Source organism: Photobacterium sp. MCCC 1A19761, assembly GCF_037389125.1.
GTDB lineage: Bacteria > Pseudomonadota > Gammaproteobacteria > Enterobacterales > Vibrionaceae > Photobacterium.
This window is the reverse complement of record NZ_JAZGTF010000023.1, coordinates 36979-51317: the sequence shown is the minus strand read 5'-3', so window position 1 is coordinate 51317 and position 14339 is coordinate 36979. Positions and strand designations below refer to the sequence as shown.

The following is a 14339-nucleotide window of genomic DNA, read 5'->3' as shown; positions in this document are numbered from 1 at the left end:
TAGACTTGATATAAATCAACGGCCGAAAAATGGCAGCGTAATGCATTGAATAACCGGTATTTTATAGGCGTTCCGCAGGGTGTTTGAAGGCCGGCTGATGAAAGGGCGACTGGATTTTCAGGTAAGCGGGAGGGCAAAGATGATCAGGCAATTGAAACGGTTCTCGCAGGGGTTGGCAGCGGGACTTTCGCCGGTGCTCCCTCGATTTGTTTTGGCTTTGGCAGCCGCATTGGGAACATTACCGGTGATGGCAGCAGATACTTTAGTCAGCGTTCGGGTGAAAGAGCCGGTGAAGTTGGACGGTGTGGCTGAAAGTGTCTGGCTGAAAGCGATGCCGTTAACCGTGACGCTGGATCGGCGGGTCTATCAGCCCCGTGGTGAATCCGGCATGGCTTCAACGTCGGTTTCGGTTCAGTCGCTTTATGATGATGAATATGTTTACTTTTTTATCCAGTGGGACGATCCGACGCGTAGCCTCGCTTTCATGCCGTGGGAAAAGCAGCCGGATGGGCGCTGGCAGCGGCTGGCGAATCCGGATCAGTTCGGTTATGAAAATATGTACCATGAGGATAAAGTCAGCCTTTACTGGAACATCAATACCCAGGGGTTTGACACCCAAGGCTGTGCCGTTGCCTGCCATATGGCTGATAGTCGCGGTTATGTCGCGGATGTCGAACAAAGTCGCCCCGGTCGTAAATTTACCGCCCGCGAAGACGAGACGCTTGATGCCTGGGTATGGCGAGCGGTTCGAACCGGGAAAACGGTTCAGGCCGATGATCAGTTTATTGATGCCACCATTGATCCGGCAACGAACTTGCGCTGGGGGATGAAAGGCGACTTCGTCACCGGCGGCGGATATCGGGAGAACATCTCGGAAGCCACGCAACAGCCGGTGATGGGCAACCGGGTATGGGATGCGGTCCAGGCGTATGCGCTGAGTCCGGAGCAACAGATCCCGCTGGCGGATACTTTCAGCCCGGGGGATCGCCTGGCTTCGGTTTTGGTGAGCCCCTTTACCGGCTCACGGGGCGATGTCAGTGCGCAGAGTAACTGGAAAGATGGGAAATGGCTGCTGGAAATGAGGCGCAAGCGCGTTACCTCCGGGCATAATGCCAAGGCGCAGGACGTTCAGTTCTCAGAGCTTTCGCAGACTTATTATTTCGGCGTGGCGGTGTTTGATAATGCTCAGATGAGTCACTTATACAGCCCGGACGTGTTCCGGATGAAGTTTGAGACGCTGGCTGAATAGCTCTTGTGAAAATAGCTTTGGTGAAAATAGTTTTGGCGAAATAGCTTTGGTGAAAATTGCTTTGGCGAAATAGCTTTGGTTGAATCGATTCAAACATGCACAGGATGCCGGAATTTGCACAACAACGAGCCGGAGATCATCACCCGGACTCGCTGAATGTTGCCCTCACTCGTCGTTAGAGGGTAGTGTCGCGGTTACGATTCGTTGTCATCATCCGAGGGCGAGCCCCGGGCGATTTCCTCCTGGCGATGGCGCTCTTGCATGGCGTCATCGGATTGTTTTTCGACCAGATTGTCATCAGGCGCTTCTGGTTTGGAGGAGAACAAATTTCTTAGCCAATCGAACATAGCTCAACCTTAGTGTTATTTGCACAACGCTTAACACCCTATAAGCTTAGTCATTCACATTTTTGGCGGTGTTTTGTGTAACGTATTGATGGCCGCTGGTTGTTTGGAGGCGGCTGGCCTATGATGGATGACCCTGCAGTTTGGTGCAATGAATACAAGTATATGGATTATCAACAACGACTCACACCGGTGATTCGGTATCTGGAGCAACACTTCGCAGAGCCGGTAAACTTGCAGCAGGTGGCTGCGATGGCCCATCTTTCTCCCTACCATTTCCATCGGGTGTTTAAAGCAGTCACCGGAGAGACTCTGGGAGGCTTCATTAAGCGGCTGAAGCTTCAAAACGCGGTCCATTGTTTGTTCTACCATAAAAGCGCGGTGACGGAAGTGGCAATGGACTGCGGATTTTCGAGCTCGCAAAGCCTGGCAAAAGCGTTTCGGCTCTATTTTGGTGTCTCGCCATCCGAGATTCGCAGCTGTCAGACCCAGCCTGAATTTTCGTCATTGCTCCGAAATAGCAAGATTGGACACGCGTTAAGCAATGGTGGACACGATCCGTTGGCATCGCAAGGATATGCTTTGTCTTATCAACCGCAAAGGAGTGAGATAATGAAGACTGAACATTTTGCACAACGCTGTCTGGCTTCGGTTCGTGTGACCGGTCCTTATGGGGAGAACTATCAACCGGCGCTGGGTAAGCTTTACCAATGGGCAGGAGCCAAGGGGCTGGCTGACGGGCAATGCCTGTTTATTTATCACGACAACCCGGAAGTGACGCCGGCGCAGCAGTGTCGGACCGATATTTGCCTCACGGTTCCCGAAGGTACGGAAGGCGGGTCAGGAATTGAGATCCAGACTTTACCTGCCGGGGGATATGCCTCGATTCGTGAAACCGTGACCGAGCAGCGCCAGTATGGCGAATACTGGCAGGTGTTGATGGAAGCGATTGTGGCGTCACAGCTTGAAATCGATGATCGCCCCTGTTTCGAGCTTTACCACAGCTATGACGAACAGACGCATGTCGCCGATGTCAGCTTCTATACCGCGATCAAAGCCTAAACTTGCGGTCCTGCTGGTTCACGCGATTCAGGATGCTGCAGCCAGTCAAATAACAGATCCAGGGACGCGGTTTGCAGGTTTTTCGGCCTGACCAGATAGTAGCCATTCCCCGACGCGACGCTGTTGGGGTTTGGCATCACCAGCCGCCCGGCATCTAAGTCGGTCCGGGCCAGCGTGATATCTCCAATTGCAATCCCGAACCCCTGAATCGCCGCACTCACGGCCAGATCCAGTGTTGCAAAATGCTGATGTTGCTCACTCTGCTTCATGTCGGGCGTCCCACCATCTTTCATGGCCTCTTTCTGTGCAACATGGTTCAACCACAACGACCAGTCACTTTTCTGGGGCGTGGCATGCAGCCAGGTAAATGCGCGCATCTCATCCGCTGCGAGCGTGTGTTCGTATGCAGCCAGCAGAGTGGGGGAACAGACCGGCACCAGTTGCTCTTCAAACAACAGGTAGCTGGTGAGATCTTTTTGCCTCGGAGGCTGGCCATAGCAAATCGCAGCGTCAAAGGGCTCACTGGCAAAATTGATGTTGTGTTTGATCGCCGAAGTCAGCTCAACATCGATCTCAGGATACTGTTGCTGGAAGGTCATCAGTTTCGGTAACAGCCAGGACGTAATACAGCTGGGCACCTTCAACTTGATTTGCTGTTTGTCGTTGGTGAGCTGATCGACTGCCCGGTGGATCTGATTGAGAGCGTTTTCGACCAGCGGTAAAAACTCGGTCCCTTTATGGGTCAGCGTCAGCCCGCGGGCATGCCGGTTAAACAGGCGAACATTCAACCGGGTCTCCAGGCTGCTGATCTGTCGGCTGACGGCGCCTTGGGTTAAGTTCAGCACCTGCGCTGCGGCGGTGAAATTCAAGTGTTGTGCTGTCACCAGAAAAGACTGTAGCTCTTTCATCGTCGGGGTATGGATCATTGTTTTTTAGCCATTCCAAAAACTCATACCTAGTATGCAGAGATTTCGATTCTTAAATCAATTCTGCTCTGCATATAATTGGTAAAAAGAATGTTAACGGATAAAAATTCACTCAATGTGTTTTTAAATGCGTTATTTGTGTGGTTATCAGCGATAATATTCGCTTTTCGGAGGTGGTTGTGGAAACACTGGCATCACGCCTTGTTCCTGAGGCAGTAAAAAATCTCATACCCTATCAGTCGGCACGACGTATTGGCGGCCGCGGTCATATCTGGCTCAACGCCAATGAACTGGAGCAGGGTTGTCACTATGGGACTGGCACAGGGGAGTATCACCGCTATCCGGATTTTCTGCCGAATCAGTTGGCAGAGCAGTACCTGGCGTATTGCCTGAAAGGGCGCGACGCTCAGGACCTCGAAGCGCTGGCCGTTCGCGGCGCGGATGAAGCGATCGATCTGCTGGTGCGCACTTTCTGTCAACCGGCGCACGATAAGATTCTGATTTGTCCGCCCACGTATGCGATGTACGAATTCTGTGCTGAGTCATTCATGGTTGAGACGGTCAAAGTGTCGCTCCGGGAAGATTTTCAGCTGAACGTGCCCGAGATTTGTGCCCGGCTTCCGCAAGCCAAGGTGCTCTTTTTGTGCTCTCCGAATAACCCGACCGGCAATGTGATCCTGCGGGATGATCTTCTGACTGTGCTGGAAGCCAGTCAGTCATCAACTCTGGTCGTTGTTGATGAGGCGTATATTGAGTTCGCCCCGGAAACAACGGTGGTAGACCTGATCGCGCAATATCCGAATCTGGTCGTGATCCGGACTTTGTCAAAAGCGTTTGGCCTGGCGGCAGTGCGTTGCGGATTTCTGTTGGCCCATCCCCATGTCATGACCTACGTCGCCAGGCTGATCGCCCCTTATCCGATCGCAGACCCGGTCGCGCAAATTTCGCTGAGTGCTTTAAATGAGGTGGGCGTGGCGCAAATGCAGGCGCAGACGACTTCGCTTGTTGCCGTGCGGGACTGGTTTATGGAGCAGGTGCGGCAGTTGCCGATGGTTGAAGCGGTTTATCCGTCGGCGACAAACTTTGTGCTGATTCGTTTTCGCGGGCCTGAGTGTATGTATGCCTATCTGCTCGAGCGAGGCATTGTCACTCGCAATCAGGCGCACGATCCGGCGTTAAAACACTGTGTACGGATCTCGGTGGGATCAAAAAGCAGTATGCTCGAAACCTTAAATGCATTAAAAGAATATTAGTAGAAGAGGGATCTGACGATGAAGAAAATGATTGGCATGGGCCTGGTGGTGGCCGCAATGAGTATCAGCAATGTCCAGGCGGCGCAGCAAAAAACGGTGCGTTTAGCCTCTGATTTCACCTATCCACCGTTCAACTACAAGGATGCCTCGGACACGCCGCGTGGTTTTGACATCGAAATTGCCGATGCCCTGTGTGCGGCGGCGGATCTGGAATGTACCTGGGTGACGATGAGCTGGAACGGCTTGATCCCGGCACTGTTGGCCCGCAAGGCGGATGTGATCATGGCTTCGATGCGGATTACCGCTGAGCGTAAGAAGCGCGTGTTGTTTACCGATAAGTATTATCAGGCACCGGCACGGTTTATCGGGAAAGGCGATGCCGGATTGTCGATCGATCAATCCGGCCTGGCAGGCAAGCGGATCGGGGTCCAGTTGGGGACGATTCATGACCGCTATGTCACAGACATGTTTGGCGACGTTGCGAAAATCCAGCGCTATACCGGGCAAGATGAAGTGTACCTGGACTTGCAAAGCGGCCGACTGGATACCGTATTCGGCAATGCGGATCAACTCAGCCTGGCGTTCCTGGAGCAAGAGCGCGGTGAAGGGTTTACCTTTGTCGGTGACGCGGTCACGGATCCGGCCTATATCGGCGAAGGCACTGCGCTGGCGCTGCGTAAGCAAGATACCGAGCTGGCTGAGAAGTTTAACCGGGCGATTGAAACCATTCGTGCCAACGGCACTTACGACAAAATTGCTGCGAAATACTTTACGTTCGATATTTACGGCGGCGAATAAGCGTTCCTAAACCGTTTACAGGAACTTGATAGACAGACAAAAAACAGCGCTGAGGCGCTGTTTTTTATGCTCGGTGTGAAATGTGGCTATCGTTGTGGTCATTAACATGTCACCCCATCCCGTCATCTTTGCGACAGAACCCGAATTTATGGCGAGTGCTCGTCCAGCATTCTATCTCAATCGTTTCTTCACGAAAGCATGGTCAACCAGAGTGAGACCAATCCGCTTGTAATAGTCCATTGCTCCCGGTGCTGACAGCAATACCAAGGACACCTCGTCTCCAGTTGCCTTCCTGACTTGAGAGATAAGCGCTGTCCCAATTCCTTGTCGTTGATAAGCTCGGTCTACGGCAAGATCTGACAGATAGCAGCAATAACAGTAGTCGGTAAGTGCACGGCAAACACCAATCAGCTTATCTTCATGCCAGGCTGAGATAATCAGGTTCGCACCTTCGAGCATAGATGTTATCCGTGGGATGTCATCACTGGGCCGGTTAATGCCGGAGGCTTTAAATACTCTTGCAACTTCCTGCGGATCCAGGGGGTGATTTTGGCGGTACTCGATCATTGAGCTTTAACTCCTAAGGCTGAATGTAATTGCTTTGTCTGAATCTTTCTACATAAATACAGACCGATTATGGGAAGGGCCATATAGCAGGTGCTGATGATCAGGACGCTGTTATCGGACATCACTGACACTAAAGCATTCACCATGAAGGCCAGCGCCATCTGCGAGCAGGAGTAGACCGCGCCTGCCGCGCCACGTTTGTCAGTAAATGGGGTCATTGATATTGCAGACGCACAGATCACGATGAAGGTGTAGCTGAAGAATACGCCTGAAACACTAATAAGGAACGTCGTAGTAGACAGGTATCCAGACTCTGTTAAAAGTAGCAATGAAAAGCCGCTTACGATGAGGATAATCAATCCAGTCGCGATGACCATGTGCATACCGTAGTTATTGATAAGCTTAGGCAAGAGAGAGCGACTGACGAGTAAACCGGCCCCAACAAACGCGGACATCAACCCATAGTCGGTCGGGGACATCCCGAATAATTCTTGCAGAATAAAGGCGCTAGAACTCGTATACATCACGAAGCAGGCCATTCCAATGCCCGAAAGTAATGTGGCCAGAAGTAAGATATCGTTTCTAAGCACTGAGCGATAGTTCGCGAAGCATTCATGCAACTTTATGGATTGGTCCTTGTATCTGTTCGTTTCCGGACATAGCAGAGCGTAGATGACAAGTATGCAAAAGAGCATTGCAGCCATCACCACGAAGTTGGTTTGCCACCCGTACCATGATTGAATGGCACTGCCGATCACAGGGCCAAAGACAATAGACAGTCCCGTGAACATGGTTATGTAGGAGCTGGTAATGGCATAGCGCTCACCCTGGACGATATCAGACAGTACAACACGAGACAGTGCGAGGCTCACGCCACTACCGAAACCTTGAACAAAGCGGGAAATCAGGAATGGCTCGATCTCAGAGAGCGTGGTTGCCCACAAGTTGCCGGCTATGGCAGTGGAAATTCCGATCATAATGACCGGCTTTCGCCCATATTTATCACTTAATGGTCCGTATACAAGGGCGCTGCAGCCAACGCCAAGCAGAAAAATTGATATTGAGGACTGCATCAGCTTCTGGGTAGTGCCCATGAATTTTGTCATTTCCGGCAATGAAGAAAGATGAATATCCGTTCCCATCAAGCCGATAAAAAGCAGTAGCGTTAGAATGGCCACCACCTTAAGTTCTTCACGAGATAGTGGGGCATGTTTTTTCTGAGGCATATTTACCCTTGTTTGTTGCTCTGGTTTCGAGTGCATACCTGCCAAAACCTGGCCATGCCGTACCGGCAGGTATGTTTGTTAACTAAAATAAATACAATAGTTTACGTAGCAGTAAACCTCTCATAACTTAGGCGAGCTCTTTATACCAATTAACATTTCTGTAATAAAATTTTTTCTGTTCCAATGCGAAAAAATCAGTTGCATATGAGTTGTGGCGCACATACTTCTCATGAGGTACTGTACGTGCATTGATTTATATGTGGTTGTTTTTATGAAAGCTTTGCTGGGGTTTGTGGGTGTCGCCAATGTATTGGCCGGGGTTGTGGTGTGGTTTTGTCACCGGCTTTGGGGTTGGCCGACGATCAACTATCCCTCCGATTATCTGTTTTTTAATGCGTTGATCTTATGGGGGCTGGCCGGACTGTTATGGGATGGCGGCAGACAAGGTCGTTTTTATGATCGCGACCGCGGAGCGAGAAAAGCGCAATCGCTGGTGACGGATTTCGACCATGCACAAAGTAACCTCGATGAATTCCGGGCCAATTTTCACACCGGCTTAAAACTCTTTATCGCCGGTCTGGTGGCGATGGTCGGTAGCTTTATGCTGAACCAGTTGTCCTAGCGGCCGTGGCGTTGCTTCGGGGGGCGGTTTGCTGCACGTGAAGCCCTGAACTAGGCTTGGGGATACGGTGGGATAGCCCTGAGGCCCTTGGTTGCTGATGCCTGACGCTTCTGATGATCGCCACGCCCCGATCTGGCGCACGGCCTGGTTCCGGTTCTATGAAGAGCTGAATGATTTCCTGCCGAACGACCGGCGAAAAGTGCGTTTTCCTTATCGTTTTGCCGGGAAACCGGCTATCAAAGATACCCTCGAAGCCATCGGCGTCCCGCATACGGAAATTGATTTGATCCTGATCGACGGCCAATCTGTTGGCTTTGACCACCGGCTTCGGGGCGGTGAGCTGGTGTCTGTTTATCCGATGTTCGAGTCTTTCGATATCCGGCCGCTGGTCCGTTTGCGACCGGCACCGCTGCGGGAGCCGCGGTTTGTGGTCGATGTCAACCTGGGTAAACTGGCGCGCAAGCTGCGCTTGCTGGGGTTTGATACCTTATACAGCAATCAGTTTGAAGATGATGCAATCGTGGCACTGTCGGTGGCGGAGGAACGCATCATTCTCACCCGGGATAAACATATCTTTCAGTATCGGGTGGTGACGCATGGCTACTGGGTGCGCAGCGACCGCCCAGATGAGCAACTCCTTGAAGTTATTTCCCGTTTTCAGCTTGAACAAAGTTTTCGTCCGTTTACCCGTTGTTCGCGCTGTAACGGCTGTTTGAAAGCCATCGAACGTGCGCAGGTGATCGGCCGCGTTCCGCCTAATACGTTACGGTTTTATCACGTATTTTTTGAATGCCGGTGTTGCCGCCACATTTATTGGCAAGGGACGCATTATGCCCGCATCACACAATGGATAGCCCGACTGAAAGCCGTCGGAGCCTGACCCGAAAATGCCGACTAGGCTTAGTATATGAACCGCAGTTGTTGCTATACCAGCAATAAGTGCTATATCGGCAATAAGTGCTAAACCAGTAGCAAGCACCACACCGGCAACATCAGCGACGCTAACCGGCGTATGGTCGGTAACTGCGTAGGAGAGTTCGTATGAAAGCACATGTCAATGAGGAACTGCTTCGCTCACACCAACCGGAGATGATACGCAAGCGTCTGGCAAAACCGCCGGAGTCTCAGAATATCTCCGATGCCGTCCTGGGCGGGATTGACGGGTGCGTGACGACCTTCGCGGTGGTCTCTGCGGCTGCGGGGGCAGGATTACCGGCGTCTGTGGCAGTGATTCTGGGGGTTGCTAACTTACTCGCCGACGGGTTCAGTATGGCGGTCAGTACCTATGAATCCCACCGGGCAGATCTGGACTACGCCCAAAGCTTGCGTGAAATGGAGGAAGTGCATATCGACTTGGTGCCGGAAGGCGAACGGGAAGAGATCCGCCAGATTTTCATCAATAAAGGGTTTAATGGCGAGGTGCTGGAGATCATTGTCGAAACCATCTGTGAAGATCGCAAATTATGGGTTGACACCATGTTGGTCGAAGAGCATGGGATGAATAATCAGGCGCATATCAATCCGCTGGCATCCGCCGGTGCCACGTTTCTGGCCTTTCTTGTGGTCGGGGCGATGCCGTTGCTGCCCTTCCTGAACAGTGTTTTGACCTTATCCCAGCAATTCGCTCTCAGTACGGCGTTGGCGGCCTTAATGTTTTTCCTGATCGGGATGCTCAAAAGTCTGGTGTTTAATCTGCCTTATTTATGGTCTGGCCTGCGGACGCTGGCAATGGGAGGGGCGGCGGCCAGTCTGGCCTATGTGTCCGGCTACTTGCTGCGGGAGCTGTTTGGTTTATCGGGACTGTAGGCAATACGGGTCACATGTCGCGGCTAAAATCGGTTTTGATCAGGTGCAGGATGGCGACGTCATGTCCGACCGCAAACCGGACATCCCAGACGTTGGTTAAGTGACCGACCGCAGAAGGCATCAAATCCTGCAAGCCGGATAGAAGCTCGGCTGAATCTGCCAGTGGGAACCCATCAATGGCACAAACATCGAGTTCATTGCACCAGGCGTGCAGCGCGGTTTGCTCATCTTCTGATTCCACTTGCGACATATAGGTTGCGCCGTCATATTCCAGCACCAGAGTATAGATGGCCATTATGGACCCAATACCCGACGGGGCCGATGAGGGCTCGGCCCCCGACGGGCACCAAAGACATCGTAGCCAGGATCGCCGGGATTAGTCATCTTTCACCATCGATTGTGTGTACCAGCAGGTCAGTTCATGATCACTGCTGACCAGATTGACCACTACTTCCCCGTAGAGCCGCCAGCCATCATTCATCAGCTCGTTGATTTTTTTCTCAAATTCAAATTCATGTTTGTCACAGACGATTTTGTATTGCATATCGTGCCTCCGGCGGATCGGGAAATACGCTGTGTTACCGGTGTGATTCTGGCCCTAAGGGCATTGCTTTATAATAAAAGCACTGCTTTATAAGGGCGTTTTTTATAAAGACACAGCTTTATAAGGACAAAGCTTTTTATAAGGATAGTTAGAAAATGTTCGGCAGGCGGCACAAGGATAAGAAAAAGCCAGCAGAGTGCCGGCTTTTGGTCGTAGGAGAAAAACGAAACTTTACAGGCGCTTTGGTTGACGGTAAGTGCGACCGGCAGCCTGGTAGATATCTTTGAGCTTGAGATCGAAGTTGTCGTAGAAGAACCAGGCGACAAATTTGATGACGTCGTCACCATCGTTCATGATCCACTCTGCGAATTCTTCCGATTCACCTTGGTCATTTTCCTGCATCGACACATGGTAAATGCGCTGTTCACCGTCGATTTCCGCCAGGCGGAACTGGCCGGTCAAGGCTGCAGCAGCATCGGCGATTTCCTGGTCTTCGCAGGATTTTAAGGCGTCCAGAACCTGAGGCATAGTGTCATGTTGGCACAGGGATTTGATGAGGGCTTCAAATTGATCTTGTTGCATTTCTTTTCAACTCATAATATTGATAGCCCTATTGTAGCAGTGACCGCCACATAAAGGAAAATGAAGGAGTTATCAATGACAGGAATGACGGATCTCGATCAGTTACTGCGCCATATGGAGCCCCGGCTTCGGGACGGTGAGTTTGTGTTTTGTACCACGCCGACCCTGGATGATGCCTTGTTTGTCCGGCTTAAACCGCTCGCGACTTTCCGCGAAGATGAAGGGCTGACCCTGGTGCTGGACAAAAATCTGGCCCGGGAAAATGGCTTTGCGGTAGAGCCGGTTTTTCGTGCGATCACCCTGACGGTGCATTCGAGTCTGGAAGCGGTCGGCCTGACCGCCGCGGTGGCCGGTAAACTGGCCGAGAAAGGGATCAGTGCCAACGTGGTGGCTGCCTATTACCACGATCATATTTTTGTCCAGGCGGAAAAGGCGCAGCTTGCGTTGGCCGCACTGGCTGAACTGAGTGCCCAATGATACCCAGCTGAATCAATATCGGTTCACGGACTGATAGCGCTTGGTACCTGTTGTCGGGTGTTGCTGTTGCGTGTGTACGCATCGAAAGAATGACAAGGAAATCATATTTATGGAATTACACACTCTGTTACTGTTTGCACTGGCCTCACTGACCCTGAATCTGATCCCGGGGCCGGATGTCATTTATATCTTATCGAATACCATGAAGGGGAAAGCCTCGGCGGGAACCCAGGCCGCGTTGGGGCTGGGCGTGGGTTATCTGTTTCATACCGTGGCGGCGGTCTTCGGCCTGTCGGCACTGATCCTCAGTTCAGCGTATGCATTTCTGGTGGTGAAATACCTGGGTGCGGCTTACCTGTTGTATCTGGGGATCTGCGCGCTGCGAAGTTTTGCCCGCGGTGAATCAAAGCTGGCGCTGGATGAGAGCCAGAGCGGGACGCAAAATATTTTTCGCCAGGGGGTGATCGTCAGTATTCTGAATCCGAAGGTGGCGATGTTTTTCCTTTCGTTTTTGCCGCAGTTTATCGATACCTCCCTAGCGTCGTCTCCGACCCATCAGTTGTTGATCCTGGGCGTGGTGTTCTGTGGTCTGGCCACCTTGTGTAACGCCGCATACGCAACGCTGGGAAGCTGGGTTCTGAACAGCCCGCAGGCCTCACGGTTTAGCCGTGCTATCGAAGGGGTGTCCGGGGTGCTGTTAATCGGCCTGGCGGCAAAAATTGCGTTCAGTAAGAACAATGCCGGTTAATCCGGTGAACAAAATAAGATAGCGAGACAATCATGAACTCAGATCGAACCTGTTGTATGGTGATGACCACCTTTGCTGATAAAGCGAACGGCCAGGCTATCATCCACTCCCTGCTTGAAAAGCGACTGGCGGCCTGTATTCAGGTCCAGTCGATCGAGAGTTACTACCACTGGAAAGGGGCGGTGAATCAGGATCAGGAGAAGTTGATGATGATTAAAACCACCGTTGAGCTGTATGCGCAGGTTGAAGCGGATATTCTCGCGAATCATGACTATGAAACTCCGGAAATTATCCGGCTGCCCATTACCGCCGGGCTGCCGGATTATCTCAACTGGATCCGCTCGGAGTGCAAGCCGTAACGCATCCGGCTCTGGTGGCTACATATTCGGATAGTTCGGACCACCGCCGCCTTCCGGCGTGACCCAGGTGATGTTCTGGGACGGGTCCTTGATATCACATGTTTTGCAGTGAACACAGTTGGCGGCATTGATCTGAAACTTGGGCATGCCGTTGCTGGTTACAATTTCATAGACCCCGGCCGGACAATAGCGCTGGCTGGGCTCGCCGAACCGCTCTAAATGCATGTTGAGCGGCAAACTTTCATCCTTCAGTTTCAAATGACAAGGCTGGTTCTCCTCGTGCTGGGCCCCCGATAAATAGACCGACGACGGCTTATCAAAGCTGATGACCCCGTCCGGTTTCGGGTATTCGATTGGCTGGCTTTTTTCCAGCGGCCGCAGACATGCATGATCGGCCTTGTGATCTTTCACGGTCCAGCGCAGCCGGTGTTTGAGCCAGTTATGCTCCACAGTTGCCAGCGCACCGCCAATGAGGTTACCGAATTTATGGATCTGGGCACCGAAGTTTCGCGCCTCGTCCAGCTCCTGATAGAGCCAGGACTCTTCAAACAGCTTTTCGTAGCCCGGCGTGGTTTGCGTAAATCCCTGGCTGATTTCGCTAAACACCGCTTCGGCGGCCAGCATCCCGGATTTCATCGCGGTATGGCTGCCCTTGATTTTGGCAAAATTGAGTGTGCCAGCGTCACAGCCGACGAGAACGCCGCCCGGGAATTGTTGCCGGGGGAGGGAGTATAACCCGCCCTTGGTAATGGCCCGGGCACCATAGGCAATCCGCTGACCGCCTTTCAGATATTGGTGATACAGGGGATGATGCTTCATGCGCTGGAATTCATCGAACGGGCTGAGGTAGGGATTGTGGTAGTTCAAATCGACAATCAGCCCGACAGCCACCTGGTTGTTTTCCAGATGGTAGAGAAAGCTGCCACCGGTGGTGTCTGACTGGCTTAACGGCCAGCCGACGCCGTGCAGGACTAATCCGGGCTGGTGCTGTTCTGCGGGGATTTCCCACAACTCTTTGATCCCCAGCGCGTAATGCTGGGGTTGTTTATCGTAGTCGAGATCGAAATTGGCGATCAGCGTTTTGCCCAGATGGCCGCGCGCGCCTTCGGCAAAAATGGTGTACTTGGCGCGCAGCTCAATGCCCGGTTCAAATGTCGATTTAGGCTCACCGTTTTTGTCCCGCCCCATATCCGTGGTGATCACACCGGCAACGCCGCCTTGCTCGTTATAGAGTACTTCGGCGGCAGCGAAACCGGGATAAATCTCAGCGCCGAGTGATTCAGCCTGTTGGCCCAGCCAGCGACAGAAGTTGGCCAGGCTGATGACAAAATTGCCGTCGTTTTTCATCGGCTCCGGCGTGAGGTTGAGCGGAAAATTCAGAAAATTGTGCTGGTTGGTGAGCAGGCAAAATTGATCTTCACACACGGCGGTATGCAGCGGGGCATCCAGTCGCTCCCAGTCCGGAAATAGTTCGTCCAGCGCCCGATGTTCGAACAAGGCACCCGAGAGAATATGGGCGCCGACTTCCGCGCCTTTTTCAACCACGCAGACCGAAAGCGTCTGACCGTTCTCCTCTGCCAGTTGCATCATGCGGCAGGCGGCGGAAAGGCCGGCAGGGCCTGCACCCACAATCACAACGTCAAATTCCATGCTTTCTCTTTCCATGTCTTCTTTTCCTATGTGTTCTTTTTCCATGCAAAGTTTCCTGAACATTCGAGGCGATATTGGTAACTATAGTCCAGTTGACGTAAACGTAAATTCAACTAGGCTCAAAGT

Annotated in this window: 18 protein-coding genes; 10 read left to right on the top strand and 8 right to left on the bottom strand. The window is 52.2% G+C overall.

What is annotated here, in order from left to right:
* Positions 1–139: 139 nt before the first annotated feature.
* The gene (locus VV869_RS18280; RefSeq protein ID WP_337736346.1) at positions 140–1249 is read left to right on the top strand and encodes an ethylbenzene dehydrogenase-related protein; all 1110 of its coding nucleotides are present in this window, start codon (positions 140–142) and stop codon (positions 1247–1249) included.
* 194 nt (positions 1250–1443) lie between these two features.
* Here the strand turns inward: VV869_RS18280 and VV869_RS18275 are convergent, their stop codons facing one another.
* The gene (locus tag VV869_RS18275; protein WP_337736345.1) at positions 1444–1596 is read right to left on the bottom strand and encodes a hypothetical protein; all 153 of its coding nucleotides are present in this window, start codon (positions 1594–1596) and stop codon (positions 1444–1446) included.
* A 162-nt stretch (positions 1597–1758) separates the two neighbouring features.
* Here VV869_RS18275 and VV869_RS18270 point away from each other — a divergent pair, with 162 nt between their 5' ends.
* On the top strand, positions 1759–2655 hold the full coding sequence (locus tag VV869_RS18270; RefSeq protein ID WP_337736344.1) for an AraC family transcriptional regulator: 897 nt from the start codon (positions 1759–1761) through the stop codon (positions 2653–2655).
* On the opposite strand, the gene VV869_RS18265 is transcribed toward VV869_RS18270, so the two are convergent.
* Positions 2652–3581 carry a LysR substrate-binding domain-containing protein gene (locus VV869_RS18265; protein WP_337736343.1) on the bottom strand — a complete coding sequence of 310 codons (930 nt, stop codon included), beginning with the start codon at positions 3579–3581 and terminating at the stop codon, positions 2652–2654. The genes VV869_RS18270 and VV869_RS18265 overlap by 4 nt on opposite strands.
* Before the next feature lie 179 nt (positions 3582–3760).
* On the opposite strand from VV869_RS18265, the gene hisC reads away from it, so the two are divergent.
* Both hisC and VV869_RS18255 read left to right on the top strand, forming a co-directional pair.
* The gene (gene hisC / locus VV869_RS18260; RefSeq protein WP_337736342.1) at positions 3761–4834 is read left to right on the top strand and encodes a histidinol-phosphate transaminase; all 1074 of its coding nucleotides are present in this window, start codon (positions 3761–3763) and stop codon (positions 4832–4834) included.
* 18 nt (positions 4835–4852) lie between these two features.
* Complete coding sequence (locus tag VV869_RS18255; protein WP_337736341.1) at positions 4853–5632, top strand: transporter substrate-binding domain-containing protein; 780 nt, start codon at positions 4853–4855, stop codon at positions 5630–5632.
* 171 nt (positions 5633–5803) lie between these two features.
* Here the strand turns inward: VV869_RS18255 and VV869_RS18250 are convergent, their stop codons facing one another.
* Together VV869_RS18250 and VV869_RS18245 are read right to left on the bottom strand one after the other, a co-directional pair.
* Complete coding sequence (locus VV869_RS18250) at positions 5804–6199, bottom strand: GNAT family N-acetyltransferase (RefSeq protein ID WP_337736340.1); 396 nt, start codon at positions 6197–6199, stop codon at positions 5804–5806.
* On the bottom strand, positions 6196–7425 hold the full coding sequence (locus VV869_RS18245; RefSeq protein ID WP_337736339.1) for a multidrug effflux MFS transporter: 1230 nt from the start codon (positions 7423–7425) through the stop codon (positions 6196–6198). Before VV869_RS18245 ends, VV869_RS18250 begins: the two co-directional genes overlap by 4 nt.
* A gap of 271 nt (positions 7426–7696) precedes the next feature.
* On the opposite strand from VV869_RS18245, the gene VV869_RS18240 reads away from it, so the two are divergent.
* From VV869_RS18240 to VV869_RS18230, 3 genes are all read left to right on the top strand, one after another.
* Positions 7697–8047 (top strand): hypothetical protein, encoded by a 351-nt coding sequence (locus VV869_RS18240; protein WP_337736338.1) that lies wholly within the window; start codon positions 7697–7699, stop codon positions 8045–8047.
* A 97-nt stretch (positions 8048–8144) separates the two neighbouring features.
* Positions 8145–8927: a Mut7-C RNAse domain-containing protein gene (locus tag VV869_RS18235; protein WP_337736337.1), complete on the top strand. Its 783-nt coding sequence runs from the start codon at positions 8145–8147 to the stop codon at positions 8925–8927.
* Between the two features lie 161 nt (positions 8928–9088).
* Positions 9089–9853: a VIT1/CCC1 transporter family protein gene (locus VV869_RS18230; protein WP_337736336.1), complete on the top strand. Its 765-nt coding sequence runs from the start codon at positions 9089–9091 to the stop codon at positions 9851–9853.
* Between the two features lie 10 nt (positions 9854–9863).
* Here VV869_RS18230 and VV869_RS18225 read toward each other — a convergent pair whose 3' ends face one another.
* The 3 genes from VV869_RS18225 to VV869_RS18215 all read right to left on the bottom strand — a co-directional run bounded on the left by VV869_RS18225 (position 9864) and on the right by VV869_RS18215 (position 10979).
* Positions 9864–10148, bottom strand: coding sequence for a hypothetical protein (locus VV869_RS18225; RefSeq protein ID WP_337736335.1), 285 nt, complete (start codon positions 10146–10148; stop codon positions 9864–9866).
* 81 nt (positions 10149–10229) lie between these two features.
* Complete coding sequence (locus VV869_RS18220; protein ID WP_261604128.1) at positions 10230–10397, bottom strand: DUF1737 domain-containing protein; 168 nt, start codon at positions 10395–10397, stop codon at positions 10230–10232.
* 231 nt (positions 10398–10628) lie between these two features.
* Positions 10629–10979, bottom strand: coding sequence for a hypothetical protein (locus VV869_RS18215; RefSeq protein ID WP_337736334.1), 351 nt, complete (start codon positions 10977–10979; stop codon positions 10629–10631).
* A 75-nt stretch (positions 10980–11054) separates the two neighbouring features.
* Between VV869_RS18215 and VV869_RS18210 the strand changes: the two genes are divergently transcribed.
* From VV869_RS18210 to cutA, 3 genes are all read left to right on the top strand, one after another.
* On the top strand, positions 11055–11456 hold the full coding sequence (locus VV869_RS18210; protein ID WP_337736333.1) for an ACT domain-containing protein: 402 nt from the start codon (positions 11055–11057) through the stop codon (positions 11454–11456).
* Between the two features lie 109 nt (positions 11457–11565).
* The gene (locus VV869_RS18205) at positions 11566–12204 is read left to right on the top strand and encodes a LysE family translocator (protein WP_337736332.1); all 639 of its coding nucleotides are present in this window, start codon (positions 11566–11568) and stop codon (positions 12202–12204) included.
* Between the two features lie 32 nt (positions 12205–12236).
* Positions 12237–12563, top strand: a complete 327-nt coding sequence (gene cutA / locus VV869_RS18200) for a divalent-cation tolerance protein CutA (RefSeq protein WP_337736331.1) — start codon at positions 12237–12239, stop codon at positions 12561–12563.
* 18 nt (positions 12564–12581) lie between these two features.
* On the opposite strand, the gene VV869_RS18195 is transcribed toward cutA, so the two are convergent.
* Positions 12582–14228, bottom strand: coding sequence for an electron transfer flavoprotein-ubiquinone oxidoreductase (locus VV869_RS18195; RefSeq protein ID WP_337736434.1), 1647 nt, complete (start codon positions 14226–14228; stop codon positions 12582–12584).
* Between the last annotated feature and the right edge of the window lie 111 nt (positions 14229–14339).

Coding starts and splice junctions, on each gene's coding strand:
- VV869_RS18225 (WP_337736335.1), bottom strand. CDS start 10,148: ATGGCCATCTATACTCTGGTGCTGGAATATGACGGCGCAACCTATATG.
- VV869_RS18280 (WP_337736346.1), top strand. CDS start 140: ATGATCAGGCAATTGAAACGGTTCTCGCAGGGGTTGGCAGCGGGACTT.
- VV869_RS18255 (WP_337736341.1), top strand. CDS start 4,853: ATGAAGAAAATGATTGGCATGGGCCTGGTGGTGGCCGCAATGAGTATC.
- VV869_RS18215 (WP_337736334.1), bottom strand. CDS start 10,979: ATGCAACAAGATCAATTTGAAGCCCTCATCAAATCCCTGTGCCAACAT.
- VV869_RS18195 (WP_337736434.1), bottom strand. CDS start 14,228: ATGGAAAGAGAAAGCATGGAATTTGACGTTGTGATTGTGGGTGCAGGC.
- VV869_RS18230 (WP_337736336.1), top strand. CDS start 9,089: ATGAAAGCACATGTCAATGAGGAACTGCTTCGCTCACACCAACCGGAG.
- VV869_RS18270 (WP_337736344.1), top strand. CDS start 1,759: ATGGATTATCAACAACGACTCACACCGGTGATTCGGTATCTGGAGCAA.
- VV869_RS18250 (WP_337736340.1), bottom strand. CDS start 6,199: ATGATCGAGTACCGCCAAAATCACCCCCTGGATCCGCAGGAAGTTGCA.
- VV869_RS18240 (WP_337736338.1), top strand. CDS start 7,697: ATGAAAGCTTTGCTGGGGTTTGTGGGTGTCGCCAATGTATTGGCCGGG.
- VV869_RS18210 (WP_337736333.1), top strand. CDS start 11,055: ATGACAGGAATGACGGATCTCGATCAGTTACTGCGCCATATGGAGCCC.
- VV869_RS18205 (WP_337736332.1), top strand. CDS start 11,566: ATGGAATTACACACTCTGTTACTGTTTGCACTGGCCTCACTGACCCTG.
- VV869_RS18275 (WP_337736345.1), bottom strand. CDS start 1,596: ATGTTCGATTGGCTAAGAAATTTGTTCTCCTCCAAACCAGAAGCGCCT.
- VV869_RS18245 (WP_337736339.1), bottom strand. CDS start 7,425: ATGCCTCAGAAAAAACATGCCCCACTATCTCGTGAAGAACTTAAGGTG.
- cutA (WP_337736331.1), top strand. CDS start 12,237: ATGAACTCAGATCGAACCTGTTGTATGGTGATGACCACCTTTGCTGAT.
- VV869_RS18235 (WP_337736337.1), top strand. CDS start 8,145: ATGCCTGACGCTTCTGATGATCGCCACGCCCCGATCTGGCGCACGGCC.
- VV869_RS18220 (WP_261604128.1), bottom strand. CDS start 10,397: ATGCAATACAAAATCGTCTGTGACAAACATGAATTTGAATTTGAGAAA.
- VV869_RS18265 (WP_337736343.1), bottom strand. CDS start 3,581: ATGATCCATACCCCGACGATGAAAGAGCTACAGTCTTTTCTGGTGACA.